18 protein-coding genes are annotated in these 19,580 nt (G+C 39.5%); all 18 read left to right on the top strand.

Features of this window, described 5'->3' with window-relative positions:
- Positions 1 to 555: 555 nt before the first annotated feature.
- The 18 genes from ABFC98_01355 (at position 556) to ABFC98_01270 (ending at position 19,535) form a co-directional block, all read left to right on the top strand.
- Positions 556 to 1,893, top strand: coding sequence for a type II secretion system F family protein (locus ABFC98_01355; GenBank protein ID MEN6444674.1), 1,338 nt, complete (start codon positions 556 to 558; stop codon positions 1,891 to 1,893).
- Positions 1,894 to 1,908: 15 nt separating this feature from the next.
- Positions 1,909 to 3,699 (top strand): GspE/PulE family protein, encoded by a 1,791-nt coding sequence (locus ABFC98_01350; GenBank protein MEN6444673.1) that lies wholly within the window; start codon positions 1,909 to 1,911, stop codon positions 3,697 to 3,699.
- A gap of 1 nt (position 3,700) precedes the next feature.
- A complete protein-coding gene (locus ABFC98_01345; protein ID MEN6444672.1) occupies positions 3,701 to 4,126 on the top strand; it encodes a hypothetical protein in 426 nt (141 codons plus the stop codon).
- 2 nt (positions 4,127 to 4,128) lie between these two features.
- Positions 4,129 to 4,713 carry a hypothetical protein gene (locus ABFC98_01340; protein MEN6444671.1) on the top strand — a complete coding sequence of 195 codons (585 nt, stop codon included), beginning with the start codon at positions 4,129 to 4,131 and terminating at the stop codon, positions 4,711 to 4,713.
- Positions 4,713 to 5,987, top strand: a complete 1,275-nt coding sequence (locus ABFC98_01335) for a hypothetical protein (GenBank protein MEN6444670.1) — start codon at positions 4,713 to 4,715, stop codon at positions 5,985 to 5,987. The genes ABFC98_01340 and ABFC98_01335 overlap by 1 nt, the downstream gene beginning before the upstream one ends.
- A gap of 152 nt (positions 5,988 to 6,139) precedes the next feature.
- Entirely contained in the window at positions 6,140 to 6,544 is a 405-nt protein-coding gene (locus ABFC98_01330) for a hypothetical protein (protein MEN6444669.1), read from the top strand.
- Entirely contained in the window at positions 6,541 to 7,410 is an 870-nt protein-coding gene (locus tag ABFC98_01325) for a response regulator (protein ID MEN6444668.1), read from the top strand. Before ABFC98_01330 ends, ABFC98_01325 begins: the two co-directional genes overlap by 4 nt.
- Positions 7,411 to 7,420: 10 nt before the next feature.
- Positions 7,421 to 8,629, top strand: a complete 1,209-nt coding sequence (locus ABFC98_01320) for an ATPase, T2SS/T4P/T4SS family (GenBank protein MEN6444667.1) — start codon at positions 7,421 to 7,423, stop codon at positions 8,627 to 8,629.
- 22 nt (positions 8,630 to 8,651) lie between these two features.
- Positions 8,652 to 10,832 carry a hypothetical protein gene (locus tag ABFC98_01315; GenBank protein MEN6444666.1) on the top strand — a complete coding sequence of 727 codons (2,181 nt, stop codon included), beginning with the start codon at positions 8,652 to 8,654 and terminating at the stop codon, positions 10,830 to 10,832.
- Positions 10,829 to 11,695, top strand: coding sequence for a hypothetical protein (locus ABFC98_01310; protein MEN6444665.1), 867 nt, complete (start codon positions 10,829 to 10,831; stop codon positions 11,693 to 11,695). Before ABFC98_01315 ends, ABFC98_01310 begins: the two co-directional genes overlap by 4 nt.
- 11 nt (positions 11,696 to 11,706) lie before the next feature.
- Positions 11,707 to 12,855 carry a hypothetical protein gene (locus ABFC98_01305; protein ID MEN6444664.1) on the top strand — a complete coding sequence of 383 codons (1,149 nt, stop codon included), beginning with the start codon at positions 11,707 to 11,709 and terminating at the stop codon, positions 12,853 to 12,855.
- Between the two features lie 24 nt (positions 12,856 to 12,879).
- On the top strand, positions 12,880 to 15,441 hold the full coding sequence (locus ABFC98_01300) for a response regulator (GenBank protein ID MEN6444663.1): 2,562 nt from the start codon (positions 12,880 to 12,882) through the stop codon (positions 15,439 to 15,441).
- Positions 15,442 to 15,503: 62 nt separating this feature from the next.
- The gene (gcvH, locus tag ABFC98_01295) at positions 15,504 to 15,881 is read left to right on the top strand and encodes a glycine cleavage system protein GcvH (GenBank protein MEN6444662.1); all 378 of its coding nucleotides are present in this window, start codon (positions 15,504 to 15,506) and stop codon (positions 15,879 to 15,881) included.
- Positions 15,882 to 15,907: 26 nt separating this feature from the next.
- A complete protein-coding gene (gene gmk, locus ABFC98_01290; protein MEN6444661.1) occupies positions 15,908 to 16,525 on the top strand; it encodes a guanylate kinase in 618 nt (205 codons plus the stop codon).
- 207 nt (positions 16,526 to 16,732) lie between these two features.
- Positions 16,733 to 17,170, top strand: a complete 438-nt coding sequence (locus ABFC98_01285; GenBank protein MEN6444660.1) for a hypothetical protein — start codon at positions 16,733 to 16,735, stop codon at positions 17,168 to 17,170.
- Between the two features lie 8 nt (positions 17,171 to 17,178).
- Positions 17,179 to 17,853: a uracil-DNA glycosylase gene (locus ABFC98_01280; GenBank protein ID MEN6444659.1), complete on the top strand. Its 675-nt coding sequence runs from the start codon at positions 17,179 to 17,181 to the stop codon at positions 17,851 to 17,853.
- A gap of 42 nt (positions 17,854 to 17,895) precedes the next feature.
- Complete coding sequence (locus tag ABFC98_01275) at positions 17,896 to 18,687, top strand: metallophosphoesterase (GenBank protein MEN6444658.1); 792 nt, start codon at positions 17,896 to 17,898, stop codon at positions 18,685 to 18,687.
- 2 nt (positions 18,688 to 18,689) lie between these two features.
- Entirely contained in the window at positions 18,690 to 19,535 is an 846-nt protein-coding gene (locus ABFC98_01270) for a pyridoxamine kinase (protein MEN6444657.1), read from the top strand.
- The last annotated feature ends 45 nt before the right edge of the window (positions 19,536 to 19,580 follow it).

Raw genomic sequence — 19,580 nt, 5'->3', positions numbered from 1 at the left:
GAAGCTCGGTTTAGAGTTAAAATAAAACATCCTCGCGGTGGGAAAAAACTGCTCTCGTTTGTTTTGACTCTAAACCGATTCTTTCTTCTACTGAAACGAGGTTTATATAGCAACAGGTAATTTTGTTTGTGCTTCGATGCTGACAAAGCTGAAGCTCGGTTTAGAGTTAAAATAAAACATCAATGCGGTGGCTGTGAGCAGTTAATAGTTTGGCTGGTTGAGGAAGAATCCTTGTTTTAACTCTCAATTTTGAAATCTTGCAATCCTTTAGAATCCTTGTTTTAACTCTCAATTTTGAAATCTTGAAACCAGTTGAAGATAAATACTCTTACTTTAAATAGTAGGAAGGTGGTTTTAGTGATGCCCTCGCAAAATTGAAAGTCAAAAGCAAGCATATACCAGTTTCGAGTTAAAATAAAACAGCAATGCAGTGAGAGAAAAAAACACACCGATGTCTCGTTTTTCAAAATATAACTTGCTCTCAGTAAAAAATACTTGACTAATTATTCAGCTGCAATATAATAAGATTTGTTAAAGGTTAATATAGGAGAGTTAATGACCAGAGAATATCGGTTTAAAGGCATAAGCCCTGATGGGAAACTGGTTCAAGGCACTTTCATGGCTGATAGTTTGAAAGATGCCAAAGCCCAATTGGCAAAAGTGGAGCTGCGCTATAAGCTAAGGATTCAATCTTTAGAAAAGAAAAGGGACTGGTTATACAAGGTCTGGGTTAAAGAGCGCAAGCCAACTAAGGGTCGTTTAAGCGCTTTTAGTAAAGAAGAAGTTGTGGCTGCCTTAAATAAGATGGGCTATGAAAAGTTTCAAGTGAATCCCGTTTTGTTTGATTTACCCTCCAAGCCCTCCGTTCCAGATATAATGATGTTTATAAAGCTATCATCCACGATGCTGCGCGATAAAATGAATTTTGGCAAGATTTTAGAAATGCTGGCAGAAGAACAGCCAAAAAGAGGATTTCGGGATGCGCTTTTGCAAATTGAAAGTCAGTTAAAATCAGGAGCAGAAGGGCGCGAGGTCTTTATGCGCTATACACATATATTTGGTAAATTTCCAGCTTATATGTTGGGTCTGGCCACGCGCAGCGGAAATATGGCTGAGGTCTTTGATGCCACCAGTAAATTTATAGAGCGGGATATGGAGATCAAGAAAAACATCAAGAAAGCGACAATATCACCCGCTTTTGCTTTATTAGCCACTATTGGAGCTACAATTTATTATATAATAGACATTTTCCCCTCCACCGCCAAAATGTTTTTAAAATACAATCTTCCCTTACCCCCTATGACAAAAGCGACTTTAGAAGTGAGTGATTGGCTGGGAGTTTATTGGTGGGTTATTCTTCTGATATTTTTAATTCCAGTTCTAATTATCTGGCGTTGGTGGAGCACTCCCAAAGGTAAAATCTGGCGCGATCAGCATATTGTAAAGATTCCCTTAATAGGGAACTTGTTACACAAACAGTCCATTGAGATATATTTTCGAGTTTTTGGCACAATCTACAGCGGCGCAGGAGACAATATAGAAACGATAAAAACAGCCGCGGAAGCATGCCGAAATGCCTGGATGGAAGATAGAATAAAGAAAGTTACCATTCCATTAATGTTAAAAGAAGGTGAAGCATTCGTTCCCGCTATGGAACAGGCAGGTGTTTTTACAAGAACTGCCTTAACGCGTCTGAAAACCGGCCAAGAAACAGGAACAATTTTACAATCGGCTCAACAAATAGCTACATTCTATGAGGCGGAAACTACCTATAAAATGAATAACCTGATAGAATACATTCAAAGTATTGTGGGTTTGGTTGTATCAATAGCAATAACTTTTTTAACTGTGGTTTCAGCGGAGATTGCCACAATCTCGCCCCCTACCTATTAAGAAGACAAAAGAACTATGCTAACTAATAAATTTTCCAGGTACCTCGTAGAAAACAATCTTTTTGATGAAGATACGATGGAAAAAGCGGAAAAGAAAATGCAAGAATACGGAGGAACTTCTTCCGGCGCTTTGGCACGCGTGCTGGAAATTGAATTTGGCGCTCCTCACGATAAAGTTTATGAAGCTCTGGCTTTGCATTATGCTTTTCCCACCTTCAAACATACTATCGAAGATATAACCGATCAACAACTGGATGCCTGCAAAAAAATTCTGACCAATATGCACCGCGAAAGCGATGAGAATTTTAAACAGCGGTTGTTTTTCAATAAAATTCTTCCTTTTGCCATAAAACGCTCTCCCCGGGATATATTACAAGTTTTGGCAAGTGATCCCACCAATTTATTGATTCAAGAAATACCAGAACACACTCAATATAAACGAATGGAAGTATATTGGGCGCCAGTGAAGCTGATTGAAGATATTATCAATAAAGTTGCTCCGCAAAAGAATGAATTTCTAATGATGTTGGAAGAAGCGGGTCAAGTGCTTTCCGACATTAAAGAAACGGAAGAAACATCTCTAAATGAACAGGAACTGGATGAAGAAATAAACAAAAGTATGCTGGTGAACCTGTTTGAAGGTGCACTTATCGAAGCAGTGCGGAGAGATGCCAGTGACATTCATATTATCCCTTCCGGAAAGACCTCAACCGATTTCTATTTTAGAATTGATGGAAAACTGCAACTTTGGTTCAGACAAGAAAATACTGCCCCAGAAGCAGTGGCAGCTGTGGTAAAAGATCGTTCCACCGGCGTTGATCGTTTTGAGAGAGATACTGCCCAGGATGGTTTTGCTCAGCGAACTATTGACGACAATCTAATCCGCTTTAGAATATCCATTTTACCCATTGTCTCACAAGAATTTGAAAGACGCTTTGAAAGTATCGTTATTCGCGTGATTGACGACCGGAAAGTGATTACTGATTTCCGCAAGCTCGGTTTTCAAGAACAAGCGGAACGCGAGTTTTTAAAATCCATCAATACAACCAAAGGCATAGTTATCGTTACGGGCCCTACAGGAAGTGGAAAATCCACTACTTTAATAGCAGCCCTTCATCATGTCATTCATCCCGGAGTAAATGTGCTAACCTGTGAAGACCCGGTAGAATATGCAATTAAAGGTGCCCGCCAACTTAAAATCAGCCATAAAATGGATTTTGAATTAGCAGTTCGTTCCATACTGCGTCACGATCCAGATATTGTTATGGTGGGCGAAATTAGAGATAAAATAACTGCCGATACGGCTATCAAACTTGCCAATACCGGTCACTTAACTTTCAGCACTTTACACACAAATGACGCTCCTTCAGCCATTACCCGCTTATATAAAATGGGAGTGGAGACATTTCTTTTGGCATATTCCATCAATATAATCATCGCTCAACGCTTAGTGAGAAAATTATGTCAGGAATGCCGTAGGCCGCTATCCAAAGAACATTGGGAAGCAGCGATGCAAATGGGAATAACCCAAGAAGAATTGGAAGCGGGGAAAATTTATGAAGCCGTTGGCTGCCCTAAATGCAATGGAACCGGCTATAAAGGCAGAATAAATGTAGCTGAAGCATTATATTTTTATCCCGAAGTCCGGGCTGAAATTGTTAGATCGGTAAACGATATTGATGAAGATAGGATTCGCAAAATTGCAGAAACAAAAGGGATGCTTTCTATGCGCGACAGCGGCATAGCCAGAATGCGCGAAGGATTGACAGATATGACAGAAGTTCTATATGTAACCGCGGAGGATTAAAATGAGTATGTGGGAAATGGTTTTGGCATTACTTGCAGTGGTTTTATTTACTTCCATCTCGCTGAGTTATAATCAGGCATTATGGGCTCAAACGGACTATTTAAATAATGCCACTCTTGTGGTTCAGGCAAACCATATATGCCATTCCGTATTGGATGAAATAGACGCTAAACTATTCTCCAAAGCATATAGTTTTCTCAATATTGTTTCGATGTTCCAAGATTCTACGAATGTAGTTTACTATCCTCATCTTAAACAAAGTTTCACTATTAAAATTTCAGCCATAAACAGTGATTCTTTGGGGCATTCACTTCCTTCCCCCAATCCCAATAGTTTATTTAAAACTGTAACTGTAACCGTTTCAGGACCTGCTGCCTTGAAACATAATGTATCACTAAAACGACTTTATACAAAAACGAATATGTAATTATGGGAACCTTATTAGATGTCATAGGTAGTGTAGTAACGGGCGGAATGCTGCTTGTGATGCTGTTTACTTTTACAGTTCAGTTGCAGGAAACCACTCAGCGTTCTTTATATACTGCTACAATGGTTGATCATATGGATCAATCGGCTATCAATATCAACAATTTATTCTCTCTTGCCGGAATAGGTCTTCCTGCTGATTCCACCTGCGTAGTGGCAGATAGCAATAAAGTTACTTTTAGAACTTGTTGGGATTATAATGGAAATACAATCACTGATTCTCCTCACTCTATACAATTGAAACTGGGAACAATTACGCACCCCATTCTGGGAACAGCAATAGTGATATCACAGGATGGAACTATGCTGAACAACTTAGGATATATTCTGTATATCGAATCCTTGAAATTTAAGTATTATAATAAATTAGGACAGGTTACAACAACTCCTTCTGCCGTCAGATCAGTAGATGTTTATTTAACTTTCCGCAGGGACGCACCCAGTTTGATTAACCGTCCTCTACGAACCAATATTCAATTAAGATGTTTCTTTATGAACAGCTATTTAAGAATGGGGCACAGTATATAATGGGAAGATCATCTCTACTTATCATTATGTTAATGACTACCGTATTTGCCGGAACTTTGCTTACCCTTTATGATCATATGGTAGAATTCCCCACGGTGATGGTTAGAAACCAGCTCTATTTGGAGACGGAGAATGCCAGTGACTTCACCCTCAGGAATGCCATAAGAAACGCTAATTCAGTTGAGTTTCTGAAAAGATTTTTGGGCTCTGATTTAAACTTTGAGGATAACCCTTCGTTCACGCAAGTGTTCAATAATTATTATATAGGAACTTGCAAAGTGGATAGCATTCGTTACAGTTTTTATAAAGATATTACTAATTTTATGGTGAAATGCTATATAACTGGAACTATGCACGGACAGCAAGTATCCAAAACGGCAGAGATGGCTTTTGATTATCCTTTAAGCGCTTTTGGCTCAAAACCAAATGTTGTATATCTGGAAATGGAACAGTTGCTTCTTTTCCCTTGGCTTTATGAACTTTTGGGCTCTTCCAATAACAAATTGCCCGATACTTCCGGTAATGATTACACAGGAACATTTGAGGGATTTTCCTTAATCAGCTCTACAGTCCCTTGGGGTGGAGCTTTCAGCCGATATTGTTCCAAATTCAACGGTGTAGATAACTATATAAAAGTAGCACCTAAAGCTACCAATGACAGCATCAATACCGATAGTTCTTTTTCACTGATGTGTTTTGCCAAAATGGATAAACAGGGACGAGATGGTCATGAGACCGAAATGGGGACTTTAATGTGGATTCCCAGTAATCCGAATGACGCTACTTTAAGAAATAAACCCTCTGCCGGAATTTGGTTTGTTCCCAATACCAGTTCTTCCGCTTCCGGAACAATGCATTTTGCCGTTACCCAAAATGATGCTTCAAAGACAATGCTGGAAGTGACGGCTCCCTATACAAGAACTGCGGATATTTTTTGGTTCTTGCTCGGTTTTCCAATTTATACTGGTCATTTGGAATATGAATGGAATTCTTTCGGGCTCACTTATAATAATGGAGTATTGAAAGGTTACATAAATGGCGCGTTAGTTGGAACTGCAGCCGGAACAAATGTAAGAGCGTATCCCAGCACTAATGGTATGAGCATAGGTAGAAAAGATTTAAGAGGTGGAAGTTTCAGTTCCAGTGATTACAGATATTTTTGTGGTGTAATGGATCAGATAGGTATGGAAGATAAATTCTTAACACCCAGTGAAATGCAAAGTTGGCATAACGGGGTTTTATCTCCAGCTACAATATTTTATGTAAAGGATTAGCAGTGATGAAGTTTAGTATAGGTGTTGTCTTCTCTGTATCGAATCTTATGGGAAATACCCATATTCTGCTCTGGTTGTTAGTTATTATTTGTCTTTTGCTTATTTTACTATATGTTAGGCAAAGCCGAAAATTATCCCAACGGAATAAAATTATGGCTGAGTTCAAGCAACTAACCATAGATATGGAGCACTTGCAAAATAAAGCCAAACAACTTGAGGAAACGATGGCAAATTATCAACAGCAAAAAACAGAACTGGATATTGCCCTTGCCAAATTGGAAGAATGGAATAAACTAATTCCTGATCTAAAAGAAATAGCGCGTTTGGATCATGATATTAATACGCCACTTTGTGTAGTGACACTATCTTTGGGCAGAGCTCAAAAAGTCGGCAGAGAGCAACACGATGAAGCATTGCTATCTATGGTAAACGATATATTGGGAGCTGTTGATCAGATAGGCAAAATTATGCAAAAAGTAGTGGTTTTGAAAAAAAGTCCTTTAATCTCATATAAATCCGGTGGAAATAATGTTGGTGAAGAAAGGGGAACGGTATGAGCGCAACAAAAAAAATCCTGGTTGTAGATGACGAACAGAATGTGCGGGATTTGTTCCGTGCGTTTTTGGATGACCTGGGCTATTCAGTTACTACCGCAGTGGATGGTATTGATGCTTTGGATAAAATAATCAAAGATAGATATGATCTCTACATTGTGGATATCTATATGCCTCGCATGGGGGGTCTGGAACTTATTACGCGTTTGAAAGAGCTGCACCCTTCGGCAGTAATAATCGTTACTACTGGCTATTCCGGTTTGGATGTTGACTTTCGGAGTATTCGTAATGCGGCTTTTATGTATCTGGCAAAACCAATTCAGCCAGATGAATTAATTAGAGCCGTGGAAGCTGGTTTAGCGCATAGCGGAGATCATAGTAAGAGCCCTACGGCAATGATTATGGAAGAAACAGGCCCTACCGATAAGATGCCGGAGAAGCTACTACTGCATGGTTTTTCACTGGAACAAGAACTGCAATTCAAAAGCATGGGCATAACTACAGAATATAAAGCAGGCGAAAGTATCACAATGGATAAAGAAGATGGCTCTATGATTTTCGTAGAACGGGGCTTTGTGAATGTATATTATAATACAGACCTGGTAGATACTTTAAGAGAAGGAGATATTTGGGGAGAAGAGACCTTTATAAACCCAAGCGCTTTGTTTACAACTCTAAGAGCAAACAGCGATGCAATTATTCGTTATTTCCCCCGCAAAAAATTGATTGAATATTTCACTTACAGCGATAAGAATTTAACTGACCGCTATACAATCAATCTAATTCAATGTATGTATATTAAATGGCGTAGAAGTATTGTTCGCCTTGCACTGGCTACTCGAACTATTGCAGTGGAACAGGATATATAAAAGGTATAATATGCGTTTAAGTTTTACTGAGGCATTAAGTAGGGAAATTCCTGATTATTATCAGGGGATGGAAGCGTGCGATATTATCAATCAATGGTTAATTCATCATACCGATCAGGAAAGTGAATGCCGTGATTTATTGAAATTAATTTTGATGAAAGCAAGGGAATTATCGGCTTCGGATGTTGATTTAGGTGCCCCCGGATGCAATAACAAAGTTTGGATGCGCATCTTTGGCAGCAAAAAGCCAGTGGAAGATTTGGGAGATTTTACTTTTGTAGAATCCAATGCATTAATTATCAGCTGGTTAACACCAGTTCAAAGACAACGCTTGTTCAGTCAAAAGAGCTTGGATTTTCCTCTTGCTTTCAAAGTTGGTAACCAAGATGTTCGTTTCAGAGGAACTGCTTATTTTGATCGTAATTATCTGGGAGCCAATTTCCGTAGAATAAACGATTTTATCTTCAGTATGGAGGACTTAGGCATTCCGGAACCAATCGTAAACCGAATGAATCTGAAATATGAAAAAACAGGTCTGATTTTAATTACGGGAATCACAGGCAGTGGCAAATCGTCCACTTTGGATGCCATAATCGATATGAATAATAGAAATAATGCCGCTGCCATCATTGCGATAGAATCCCCCATAGAGTATGTTCATAATTCTAAACAGAGTTTGGTTCGGCACAGAGAAGTAGGAATAGATGTGCTTTCCTTTGAACATGGGGCAATAGAGGCATTGCGTCAAGATCCCGATATTATTGTGATAGGCGAAATGAGAGATCCCCAAACCATCGCTACGGTTTTGGAAATTACCGATAGCGGTCATAAAGCGTTTACCACTTTACATACGAGCTCTGCCATTGATAGTATTCACCGTATCGTGGCAGAATTTCCTCCCGATTCACAAGAAAGAATCAGAAACCGTTTGGCAGATGTTCTAACTGTGATAATGAGCCAAAAACTTGTCCCTACGGTAGATGGCAAATTGGCTTTGGCAAAGGAGATTCTTTCCGTGGATTCCAGCGTGCAAGCGGCAATCCGCAATAAAAATATCGGAGAGATATATCAAATGATGGTAGAAGGACGCAGAACCGGAATGTGCACTCTGGAACAGGATTTGAAAGAACTGTTTCGGAAGGGGATAATCACTCAACAGGCAGCCATAAACTTCGCCAATAACAAAAAACGAATGCAGCAGCTACTTACAATGTTATAATAATGGACTTTGAGGATATATAATGAAAAAGAAGGCAAAAGAGGCGTATGCTATAGTTCAGGATGGCTTATTTATCCGGATAGTTTATCTACGAAAAGATGAATCTGATACTTTCTTAATGGGATTGGATAGTTTAGAACTGGATTCGGATTGGTATAAAGTAGATCATATTACAGCCGGAAGCCCTACTGCAGGTTTTATCCCCACAGAAATTCAAAATCTTGATTTGGGACAATTTGACCAACTAAGTTCTCCAGAAGAAGAAGATAAGGGATCAGTTTTACCATCTACGAATGCAAAACCGACCACAGTTATGCTTTCCAAATTTAATCTCCAGGATGGGATCATCGCTTTAAATATCCATGAAGAACACATAATCAGAGATGTTTCCGGTAAAATAACCAAAAAAGATATGGTAAAATTTCGCAAACTGAATCTGAACAAACTGCAATTGAAATCCGGAGAATGGAGTTCCTGTATAGTAGAAACGGCGAGTAACAAACAACACTGGTTATATACAGGGCCCAATATGCTGCTCAATATGCTGAAAGATTATGCCGAAGAAGCCCATCTAAAATTATTTTACAAGTTAGCTGACGCCAATGACTTAATTTTAACGGATTATTTCCGCTATACGAAAATTTTTGAAGAAGGCAAGACAGTTCTTCTTGCCTATCTGGGAATTGAATTTCGCAAAATTTATGTGTTTCAGGGCGGAAATTGGACTGCTACTCTTCCTCTACAAATCACGCAAAGCAAGCCCGAACCAGAAGTAATCAATTCCAAAATTGCCTTAGCTTTGGATAGCGCTCAATTGGTTGAGCCAGATGAAATTGTTCTGGCAGGAGATTTGGCAAGCAGAGAACTCTGTGATTATATGAATACGCAAAATATTAACCTCGATGTGAGAATTTTGCATTTTCCCAATCTGACGATCACTCGCACCGGAGACAGTGAAATTAATGATGAAATACTCTGTCCTTATGGCTTGGCTATCGCTCTTGCTTACAAAGCCCTGAATTATGAAAATCCAATATTTACCAAAAGTAATTTTCTCCCATCTAAACTATTGGAAGAGCAGAAAGAGCTGAAAGTTGTTTGGCACGGTTTCATTGTTCTATCTCTTATCTTCGCTTTAGTGATGTTTTTTACCATCCACTATCTTACTTTGAATCAAAACCTCAAAAAATACACCTCGGCAAATCAGGAACTGGAATTTACTTTAAACCGTCTGAAAGCGGAAAACGCCATTCTGGAACAAATCAGAACGGAAATTAACAGTTACAAGGAAAATATTACTCAAATCGGCAATATTTTAACGGGAAAGAATCGCTGGACAGAAATGTTTGATATCTTGAATGCCAGTTTTTCCAGCCACCCTTCCAGCTGGCTAACCAATTTAAAAAAAGCAGATAAAGAAAATCGAATTTTTATCAGCGGCACCACTTCTCGCAGAGAAAATATCGGACGCCTTGCCAATTCTTTGCCTGATGCCAGAATCAGCAAAGTTACTAATGCAGAAATCCGAAGAAAGAAAATATGGAATTTTGAAATGGATTTTACCCTACCGGAAGTTGACTGGGTTCAAGGCATAGAAAGTGAATTTGCCGAAGAAAACCCCGAACTGATCCAAAAAATAACCACAACTCCAAAACCCACATCGGCAAAAACCCGACCCAAAGCTGTAAACGGAAATACTTCCTATCATAAAGCCGTATCTACAAAAACTAACGGTTTGGGCATTGCCTATAATTATGGAGTGTTGCCTCTTATTCTTCCCGAAAATATCCCTCAGCCCGTTGGTAATGAACTTGGCAATAATCGTAATTTGGCAAAGGACTTCCAGGATTTTCTTGCTTCCATCAATAAAGTTAATATGCTGGATTATAGATTCCAAGGGCATAAATTGCTTACCAAATACGAAGATAGTTCTCTGATACCTTTAATCCGCTGGTGGATTGCCTATCGTCTTTATTGTGATGAGGACTATAAAACCGCTTCCCTTACTTTGGAACCAAATTTGCGAACTACGGATTATTACTATCCCTATAGCGTTTTGCTGCAGGCAAGAATTGATTTTGCCACTGGAAACAGCCGTTTTCAACAACTTTATGATTCTCTTATTTCTCAATACCCCAATTCCGATATTTATAGGCAGGCAATCACAGACCTGAAAAATATCAGAGAGGGAGTGTTAAGATGACTAATACCGCACGCAATACATTAGTTCTGGCAAGTTTGCTGATCGTAACCGGCGCCATTACTTATGCAATTAATAACAGCAGACAAAGTAAATTGAACGAACAGAAAGCCAAAAATAAGGACTTGACCCATCAGATAGCCAATATTAAAAGTATGATGGAAAACAGAGAAGAACTGGAACGCGAAAGAAATATGCAAATTGCTCTTGCCAGTCAGCGGAGCAAAGCAATTATTGATGTAGATACTCCGACGATTACTTACGATTATTTATTGCGAATATTGCAGTGGATGGATAAAGATATTATCTACGATTTTGCCATCTCAGGTAAAGGAGATAATAAAGAAGGCACTTCTGGAACCTTCAATGAGTATGTCCTATCAGGAAAAAGCAATTACCTTGATTTTGTGGATTTCACTCGCAATCTGGAATATCAGAGAGCGCTCATTACGATTGAGGATATCTCCCTGGCGGGAACTGCCAATAACGACACCATTGATTTTTCCGTTGTGTTTAGAACTCATTATCAGCAGGGAGGAGTTCCTATCTCTGAATTAACTGCTAAGAAAATAGAAAAATATGTTGCCGCCTATCAACTATTTAAACCCCGCATTCATGAAAATATACCGGACTATGACATTGATACTCGTTTAACGGATATTGATAATAGCACGCTTATCGCTATTACCGAAAACAAAGCATTTATTCGCGATAATAAAGGCATAATTCGAATTTTCAGCCCGGGCGATAGAGTTCTCTGGGGATATTTGTATCAAATTGATGCCAAAGAAGGCAGAGCAATCTTTAAAGTAAATAAATATGGCTACGAAGAAGACCAGGTATTAACCATAATCAAGGAAAAATGAGGTTATTCCAAATGAAAAAAATGATTATCTTAACTTGCCTGATATTGGCATTATGCATTACAGGAATTTTGGGGCAAACCAAAAAAGATAAGGAAACCATCACTTTGAGCAAAGATCTCAAGATCAATGAAGCATTACAGATCTTGGAGCCCTATTTTATCAGAGACACAGGGAAAAAACTGATTAACCTTTCCTCTTATAATGGACCTTTAGATGTGCCGATTAATAATTTGGAATATACTCAGGCATTGGATTTGATCCTTTTGCAAAATAATCTTATTCGCAATGAAGCGGTTGGTTATATTGCCATTCAAGACAAATCTGCATCAGGCATAGGGACGGACATAAAAGAAGGAACTTCTGCCGTTGGTACTACTGAGGATACGACAAAATTACCCGAGGGAGTTAGCCCTAAAGATAAACAGGTCTTAATTAACGCCGTTATAATGCTGGTGGATAAAAGCTATTCTAAATCGTTAGGAATTGACTGGTCAACCCTGGTGGACGGCAAAGTAAAAGTAAATGCCGGATTTTCGGGTGCCTCGCAAGTAACCGCTCCGATGAATCTGTCCGTTGGGACATCCACCGAAGCAGGTAATTACACTATTGACATAAATACTCTGCTAAAGACCATAGAAACGGAGCAAAAAGGAACTATTCTTGCCAAGCCCAATATTAGAGTTTCCAACGCCCGCAAAGGACATATACAGGTTGGACAAGATATTTCCGTCAAGCGAGTTGATGAAGCTGGCAACACTGTGGAGTCCTTTTTCTCCACAGGCGTAATAATGGATGTGGAACCCACTATTGTCAAAGTGGATGATGAAGAAGTAATTTACCTGAAACTAAATATTGAACGCTCCAGTGGAGTTCCCAGTGATGTTTCCACCATCATCACCAAAAGCACTTCCTCTACGGATGTAATTATGTTCAGTAATGAAGAAATTGCCATAGCCGGTATGTTTGATACAGACGAAACCAAAGTCCGCAGTGGCATTCCATTCCTGAAAGACCTACCCTGGTGGGTTTTTGGCATACGCTATCTAACCGGTTACAACACAGTTGAGAAAAAAGAAAGAGAACTTGTTATAACCATCAAAGCTGAGATTGTAGATAATGCTATAGACAGATTGCTGGAATCGCGATCTACCAAAAGTTAAACCTGAGAAACGGAGAATGAAACAGTGAAAATATCCCAACGCTTATTACTGCTCTTTATTGTTATAGCTCTTGTATTCGGAGCTTTCTTCTATCTGTTCAATTATATCAAACATAAAGAGCTGAAAGTTTACATTGAATACGATAATAATCAGCAACGCCTTGCCCTGAATGCTTTAATTGCCACCCGAAATGATCAGCAGATGCGATTTTTGGATGAATACAGCATAAACGCAGATATATACGATGCCGTTACTTCCCATAATATTCCTCGCACCGAGAAATTGCTTACTCCTTTGATCAGTTCTTTTGGCTACAATCTGGTTCAGGTTTACGATACAGATAAAAATCTGCTCTTGAATCTCTACAGTGAATCCCATCCCGAATTAGAAACAGTGCTTACAGAACCGATTTTACTTGATTCTCTGAAACAAGGAAAAGCAGTTCAACATTTTTCCCGCTATCAGCATTTAATTCTGGAAAATTCCGTAGGCAGCATTCATTCCGCCAGTGATTCTATGCGCGAAGGAAAAGTAGGTGGCTATCTACTTATTGCCCAAATTTGGGATCAAAAACGGCTAAGTGAATTTACAAAGCTTCTTGATCTTAGCGTAACCTTAAGTTTAAGCAAGCCCGTCCCGGAAAAAAATAGTAGCAAAGACCATTATAAAACGGTAATCACTTTTCCTTTAAATGATCTCAACGGCTACGAAATTGCTTGGCTTAATTTTACCCGTTCCAATCCCTATCTTAGGCAGTTGCGTTCATTGGGAAATTTGATTCTTTTCGGAACTTTGGGATTCATCTTTATCTTTTTGCTGCTTCAATTTATCCTTATTCAACAGTGGATTAATTCCCCTCTGCAATTGATTTCCAGTTCCTTAAGTAATGATGATCCAGAATACATAAAACCGCTGGTGGAAAAGAATAACGAATTCGGAGCCATCGCCCTATTGATAGAAAAGTTTTTCGCTCAAAAAGAACAATTAGTTCAGGAAATTGAAGAGCGGACTCGCACTGAAATGAAGCTTAGAGAAGCAGAAGAACAAACCCAAAAAATACTTTTAACTTCTCCCGAAGCCATTATCGTTACCGATTTGCAGGGAAGTGTAATAAGCATCAATGCCGAGGGGCTAAAAATGCTGGGGCTGGAAAATGAAGACAGTATCTTGCATAATGTTCTTTCCGCCAAAGATATTGTTCCGCATTGGGAACAGCGTTCTCTTTATCAAATGTTCTCCCAATTACGCAAAGGCATACCCGTTAGAAATTTAGAAATCACTTTCGATAACGGCAAGGGCATCAATTTCCCCTGTCTGATTAGTGCTTCTGTCATTACTGACGAAGAGGGAAACCCTTCCAAACTAATTTTTATTGCGCGGGATATAACTGAACTGAAAAATTTGGAACGCCAGCTGCGTCAGTCACAAAAAATGGAATCCATTGGCACTTTAGCCGGTGGCATAGCACACGATTTTAACAACATTATAACAATCATAGCCGGTTACATTGCTTTAGCCAGAGGCAAAATTAACGACCCAGAAACGGCAGTCCTCGATTTAAATCAGGCAATTAAGGCCTGTTTAAGAGGAAAAAGCTTGATCGGCAAGATCCTAACCTTCAGCCGTCAAAGTGAACCGGATGTAGAACAGGTCTGCGTAAAAGAAGTAATTGAAGATGCTCTGCCAATGATTAGAGCAACCTTGCCTTCCAATATTTACATCGAAACAGAGATAGATTGTAATCGTTACATTATGGCAGATGTAACTGAACTGCAACAAGTTCTGATTAATCTTGCCAACAACGCATTTCATGCTATGCGACCCGATGGCGGAACTCTTTCCATCAAGCTAAATGAAATTTCGGGATTTGAACTTATTGGCATAGACCCTCATATAGAATTGGAAAGGGACTATTTACATTTGGAAGTTAGTGATACAGGATTTGGCATCGCACCTGAAATTATCAATCGTATTTTTGACCCCTATTTCAGTACCAAAGCAGCAGGAGAAGGAACGGGTTTGGGTTTATCCATTGTGCACGGAATCGTAACCGGTTACAAAGGATTTATCACTGTCCACAGCATTCAGGGCGAAGGAACCAGTTTTCACATTTTTCTGCCTATCGTAAATGCCCCGGAAGAAGTCAGACAAGAAGAACAGCCCAAAACATATCCTTTTATTCCTGCCAAACTAATGGTTGTAGATGATGAACCAGATTTGGCTGATATCTTCAGTCAGGCATTGACCAACGCTGGCTATATGGTTCAATCCTTCAATAATTCAAATCAAGCCATTGATGCTTTCGAATCCAATCCGGAAAATTTTGATTTGGTCATTGCCGACATAACTATGCCTCAGCTGGATGGAATGAAACTTACTTCCAGAATCAAAGCCAAAAGGAACATTCCTGTTATTCTTTACACTGGATTCAGCGATCATAATGTTCAACAACGAGCCGCCGAGGCAAAAGTTGATAAATTATTAAGCAAACCCCTTTTACCGGATGAGCTGGTTAACGAAGTGCAAAAATTGTTATATCTTATCAATTTCGGGGAGGATGAAGAAATCAAACCCGATTATTCTTGACATAAAATCACCATTTTAAGATTTGGGCTATGCAAGAATAATATCCGGTAAGGGAGGAAATTATGACAATCCCGGATGATCTATTTTACACTGAGACCCATGAATGGGTTCGTATTGATGGCGATTCTGCCATTGTCGGTATTAGCGATTTTGCTCAACACGAGCTGGGTGAAATTGTTTTTGTTGAACTGCCGGAAATTGGACATAATGTGGCAGCCGGTGAACCCTGTGGTTCCATAGAAGCCGTAAAAGCAGCTGAAGATTTAATTAGCCCCATTAGTGGCAAAGTGGAAGAAAAGAACAACGAATTGGAAGATAGCCCAGATTTAATCAATAAATCCCCTTACGAAGAGGGTTGGCTGTTCAAAATCAAGCTTTCCAATAAAGATGAGATGGAAAACCTGCTTAGTGCGGCAGAATATCAAAAATTAATTCCTTGAGCTAAACTAAGGGCAGTTTTTACTCTGTGATCTCCAAAATCCCCAACTTTCTGATTATCCTTTCCGCACCCTCAGGGGGTGGAAAAAGTACCATTTTGAACGAGATCTTGAAGGTTTCGGATAATATTGATTATTCCATTTCTTATACCACGCGCCAGCCGCGGGGAACAGAACAAAATGGAATTCATTATCACTTTGTAAGTGAGCAAGATTTTTTAAAACGCAAGGAAGAAGGCGATTTTTTAGAATGCGCACAGGTCTTCGGAAATTGGTATGGTACTTCTAAAAGCTTTATTAAAAGCCAGTTGGCAAAGAAGCATCATGTTATTTTAGATATTGATGTGCAAGGTGCTTCTCTGATCAGCGCTTCTGATATTCCTTATGTAAAAATTTTTATTCTGCCTCCTTCGATGGATGTGTTAAAACAGCGTTTGATTTTACGAGCTACGGATTGTGATGACGAAATTACCAAACGCCTCCAAATTGCCCGCACAGAAGTTACTCATATTTCCGAATATGATTATTTGGTTATTAATGATGAGCTAAAGACAGCTATTGAAGATGTTTTGGCTATTATCAGAGCAGAAGAAAATCGGGTGAACCGATATCTGAATCCCATTGCTGATTTCATTGGCGAGGAATGAAGCTTCCTAAAAAAAAGGTCAGTTCAATGCTCACCCATTTCCGCTACCACAAATGTTCTATCTGCTTCCTTTTCCAAAAGGATAGCACAAGTGGTGACAAGACAATATTTGTCACCCCCTTATATATGGGTTGCCGATTTCCGCAGCGGCAAATTGTGACGGAAAATAATCTGCCATCCCTAATTTACGGAACACAGGAGAAAATGTATGATTAACGAGAAAATTGAAAACTTTCTGGAAAAAGCCGATATGAACTATTTGTTCTGCCTATTAGCTCAATTGGAAGCAAGCCGTTTGCTCCAGTTTCCTACTTATGTGAAACAAAAATTTCCTGATAAAATAGCCGTGCTGGCTATGAATCATGTGGCTGAAAATGAAGTTCCGGATTATATTTCCGAACTTGCTGAAGCAGAATTGCTGGAAGCGGAACTTGCTGCTCAGAAACAGGAAAATCCTTTCTTAGGAGAAGAAATGAGCGAAGAAGAAGCGGAAGAAACCATTGACGATTCGGAAAGATTTATTGAAGATCTTGGCGGTTCGGACGATTTTGACAAGGACGAAGACAAAGACGAAGATGAGGACGAAGACGAAGACGAGGAAGACGATTTCTACGACGACGATAACGACAACGATGATGATCTCTAAAAAAGAATATGTCCATTGATGCCTTGCGCCAATATTTGGAATTGTTAAAAAACAGCGGTATTAAAGAATTGTATCCTCCGGAAATGAGCAAAGCCAAATTGCTGGATAAACTTCGCCATAAATACGCCAATTGCACAAACTGCACTCTAAATAAAACTCGTAACAATTTCGTTTATGGAGAAGGAAATCCCGATGCCATTGCTATGCTTATCGGAGAGGGTCCCGGAGAACAAGAAGACAAAACAGGCAGACCTTTTGTAGGCGCAGCGGGCCAGCTTCTGGACAAAATGTTGGCTGCCATAAATATTGAACGCAAAGATGTATATATTGCCAATATCGTAAAATGCCGTCCTCCGGGAAATCGTAATCCAGAACCAGTTGAATGTATGGCTTGTCTGCCCTATTTACTTGAACAAATAGAAATTATCCAGCCGAAAATGTTACTGATCTTGGGTTTGGTTTCAGCACATACTTTATTGAATAACAATAATACGCTTGGCTGGCACAGAGAGAAAATACACTATTTTAGAGGTATTCCCGCTTTCGTAACTTATCATCCTTCCGCCTTGTTAAGAAATCCAGAATGGAAAAAACTTGCTTGGATCGATTTACAAGAATTTGCCAAAGAGTATCAAAAATTAGCTTCCACTAATGATTTGCCGAATTCAGAAGCGGCAAAATAACTATGTTGGTTCACTTATCTAAAATCCATTAAACTTGCCTAAATGCGTAAGCTTCGTTTATCTTTCCTTTTTGTTTTTCTGTTTATCTTTCTCTGTCTCCATTTAGCGGCTCGTTTTGCCATTTATGGAGATACCCGCAGCAATCCTGAAATCCATCGCCAAATAGTTCAGCAAATTGTTTCTCACCATCCCGAGGCAACTTTTCATTTAGGCGATCTGAACAGTTTTGGTTTAGCTCAAAAAGAATATGACAATTTCCTGCAGATCATTGCTCCTTTGAATATAAACAAAGCTTTTTACCCGGCAAGAGGTAATCACGAAAAAGACCTGAATTTATTTTTAAAAAATTTTCCCTATTTGAAGGGCAGTTCTTATTACACAATTTATGCGGATAGCATCCGTTTCATTATTTTGGATAGTGTGTTAGACCTTTCTCCCGGCTCGGAACAATATCGCTGGCTACAAAAACAGCTTTTAGAAAGAACTCCCTCTTTGCTGCTGTTGCATCATCCGATTTTTTCTTCCGGAGAGCATAGTGATGAGCTTGGTCTGCAGCTCTTTCTGCCGGAATTGCTCAAAAATTCCTCAGTAAAAGCCGTTTTTAGCGCCCACGATCACAATTATGAGCGTTCCGAATATAAAGGCATTACTTATATCGTTTCCGGTGGCGGAGGAGCTCCTTTGCGGGAAGAAGATAATCCCAATCCCTATTCCCAATTGTTTATTAAAGGCCATAACTACCTCATTGGAGACCGCATAGACGGTAAGGTCGTTTTTAATGTTTATGATATAGAGGGGAAGCCGTTAGATACTTTTACCCTCCTCGGTTTTTAATTATGCCCAATCCTAAGGTTCTTGCCATCAATGATTTATCCGGCTTTGGAACCACTTCTTTATTGGCTGTAATTCCGATTATGAATAGAATGGGAATTGAGGTCGTCACTATGCCCAGTGCTTTGCTTTCTGCCAATACGGATTTCCCCGATTATGTTTTGCAGGATAATAGTGTGCTATTGAAAAAATCACTGCAGCACTGGCAGAAATTGCAGCTAACTTTTGACGCCATTTATACCGGCTTTTTGGGCTCACCTTTGCAGGTATCTGTTTTGCTGGAAAATTTGCTTCCGCTCAAAAATGACAAGACCCTTGTTTTGGTTGATCCAGTTTTAGCTGATGCCGGCAAATTATACAGTTGTTACACCTGGGAAATGGTTGAGGCAATGCGTTCTCTGATTTCTATCAGCGACATCATCACTCCCAATTGGACGGAGGCAATTTTTTTAACTGATTTCCATTATGGGCAAAATTCAAATGGCAACCAAGTGCAAGAATGCTGTGAAAAACTCGCCGCTCTGGGACCTCGCTATGTTGTTATAACCAGCGCACCCAATGCCAAAGGCGAATTTTCTTCCGTTGCTCTATTTGATGCTCGGCTGGGTTTTTTCCAAGAATTTGCCTGCCAGTATGCTCCCGTAGTTTTTCCCGGAGCGGGCGATTGCTTTTCAGCAATGCTTTTAGCCGGATTGTTAAACGGCTATGATCTCGTTACTTCCATTCAAGGAACCCTTTCCTTTTTGCAGCAAGCCATCGAAAAAAGCATTACTACCGTGGTAGATCGCAAAACCGGAATTGATCTCATTTCCGCCCTCAAAACCGATCCCCAGCTTTTCTTTTCTCATTAGTCCTAAAATTGTCCCTCTTTAAATAGCAACCATCAAATTAAAATT

Source organism: Candidatus Cloacimonas sp., from assembly GCA_039680785.1.
In the GTDB taxonomy this organism is placed as follows: Bacteria; Cloacimonadota; Cloacimonadia; order Cloacimonadales; family Cloacimonadaceae; genus Cloacimonas.
This window is presented reverse-complemented; position numbering and strand designations above follow the sequence as displayed.

What these genes read in the sequence shown, in the direction of transcription:
- ABFC98_01270 (MEN6444657.1), top strand. Translation starts at nt 18,690, where the DNA reads ATGCCCAATCCTAAGGTTCTTGCCATCAATGATTTATCCGGCTTTGGA.
- ABFC98_01335 (MEN6444670.1), top strand. Translation starts at nt 4,713, where the DNA reads ATGGGAAGATCATCTCTACTTATCATTATGTTAATGACTACCGTATTT.
- ABFC98_01310 (MEN6444665.1), top strand. Translation starts at nt 10,829, where the DNA reads ATGACTAATACCGCACGCAATACATTAGTTCTGGCAAGTTTGCTGATC.
- ABFC98_01280 (MEN6444659.1), top strand. Translation starts at nt 17,179, where the DNA reads ATGTCCATTGATGCCTTGCGCCAATATTTGGAATTGTTAAAAAACAGC.
- ABFC98_01350 (MEN6444673.1), top strand. Translation starts at nt 1,909, where the DNA reads ATGCTAACTAATAAATTTTCCAGGTACCTCGTAGAAAACAATCTTTTT.
- ABFC98_01305 (MEN6444664.1), top strand. Translation starts at nt 11,707, where the DNA reads ATGAAAAAAATGATTATCTTAACTTGCCTGATATTGGCATTATGCATT.
- ABFC98_01315 (MEN6444666.1), top strand. Translation starts at nt 8,652, where the DNA reads ATGAAAAAGAAGGCAAAAGAGGCGTATGCTATAGTTCAGGATGGCTTA.
- ABFC98_01320 (MEN6444667.1), top strand. Translation starts at nt 7,421, where the DNA reads ATGCGTTTAAGTTTTACTGAGGCATTAAGTAGGGAAATTCCTGATTAT.
- ABFC98_01345 (MEN6444672.1), top strand. Translation starts at nt 3,701, where the DNA reads ATGAGTATGTGGGAAATGGTTTTGGCATTACTTGCAGTGGTTTTATTT.
- ABFC98_01330 (MEN6444669.1), top strand. Translation starts at nt 6,140, where the DNA reads ATGGCTGAGTTCAAGCAACTAACCATAGATATGGAGCACTTGCAAAAT.
- ABFC98_01355 (MEN6444674.1), top strand. Translation starts at nt 556, where the DNA reads ATGACCAGAGAATATCGGTTTAAAGGCATAAGCCCTGATGGGAAACTG.
- ABFC98_01325 (MEN6444668.1), top strand. Translation starts at nt 6,541, where the DNA reads ATGAGCGCAACAAAAAAAATCCTGGTTGTAGATGACGAACAGAATGTG.
- ABFC98_01285 (MEN6444660.1), top strand. Translation starts at nt 16,733, where the DNA reads ATGATTAACGAGAAAATTGAAAACTTTCTGGAAAAAGCCGATATGAAC.
- gcvH (MEN6444662.1), top strand. Translation starts at nt 15,504, where the DNA reads ATGACAATCCCGGATGATCTATTTTACACTGAGACCCATGAATGGGTT.
- ABFC98_01340 (MEN6444671.1), top strand. Translation starts at nt 4,129, where the DNA reads ATGGGAACCTTATTAGATGTCATAGGTAGTGTAGTAACGGGCGGAATG.
- ABFC98_01275 (MEN6444658.1), top strand. Translation starts at nt 17,896, where the DNA reads ATGCGTAAGCTTCGTTTATCTTTCCTTTTTGTTTTTCTGTTTATCTTT.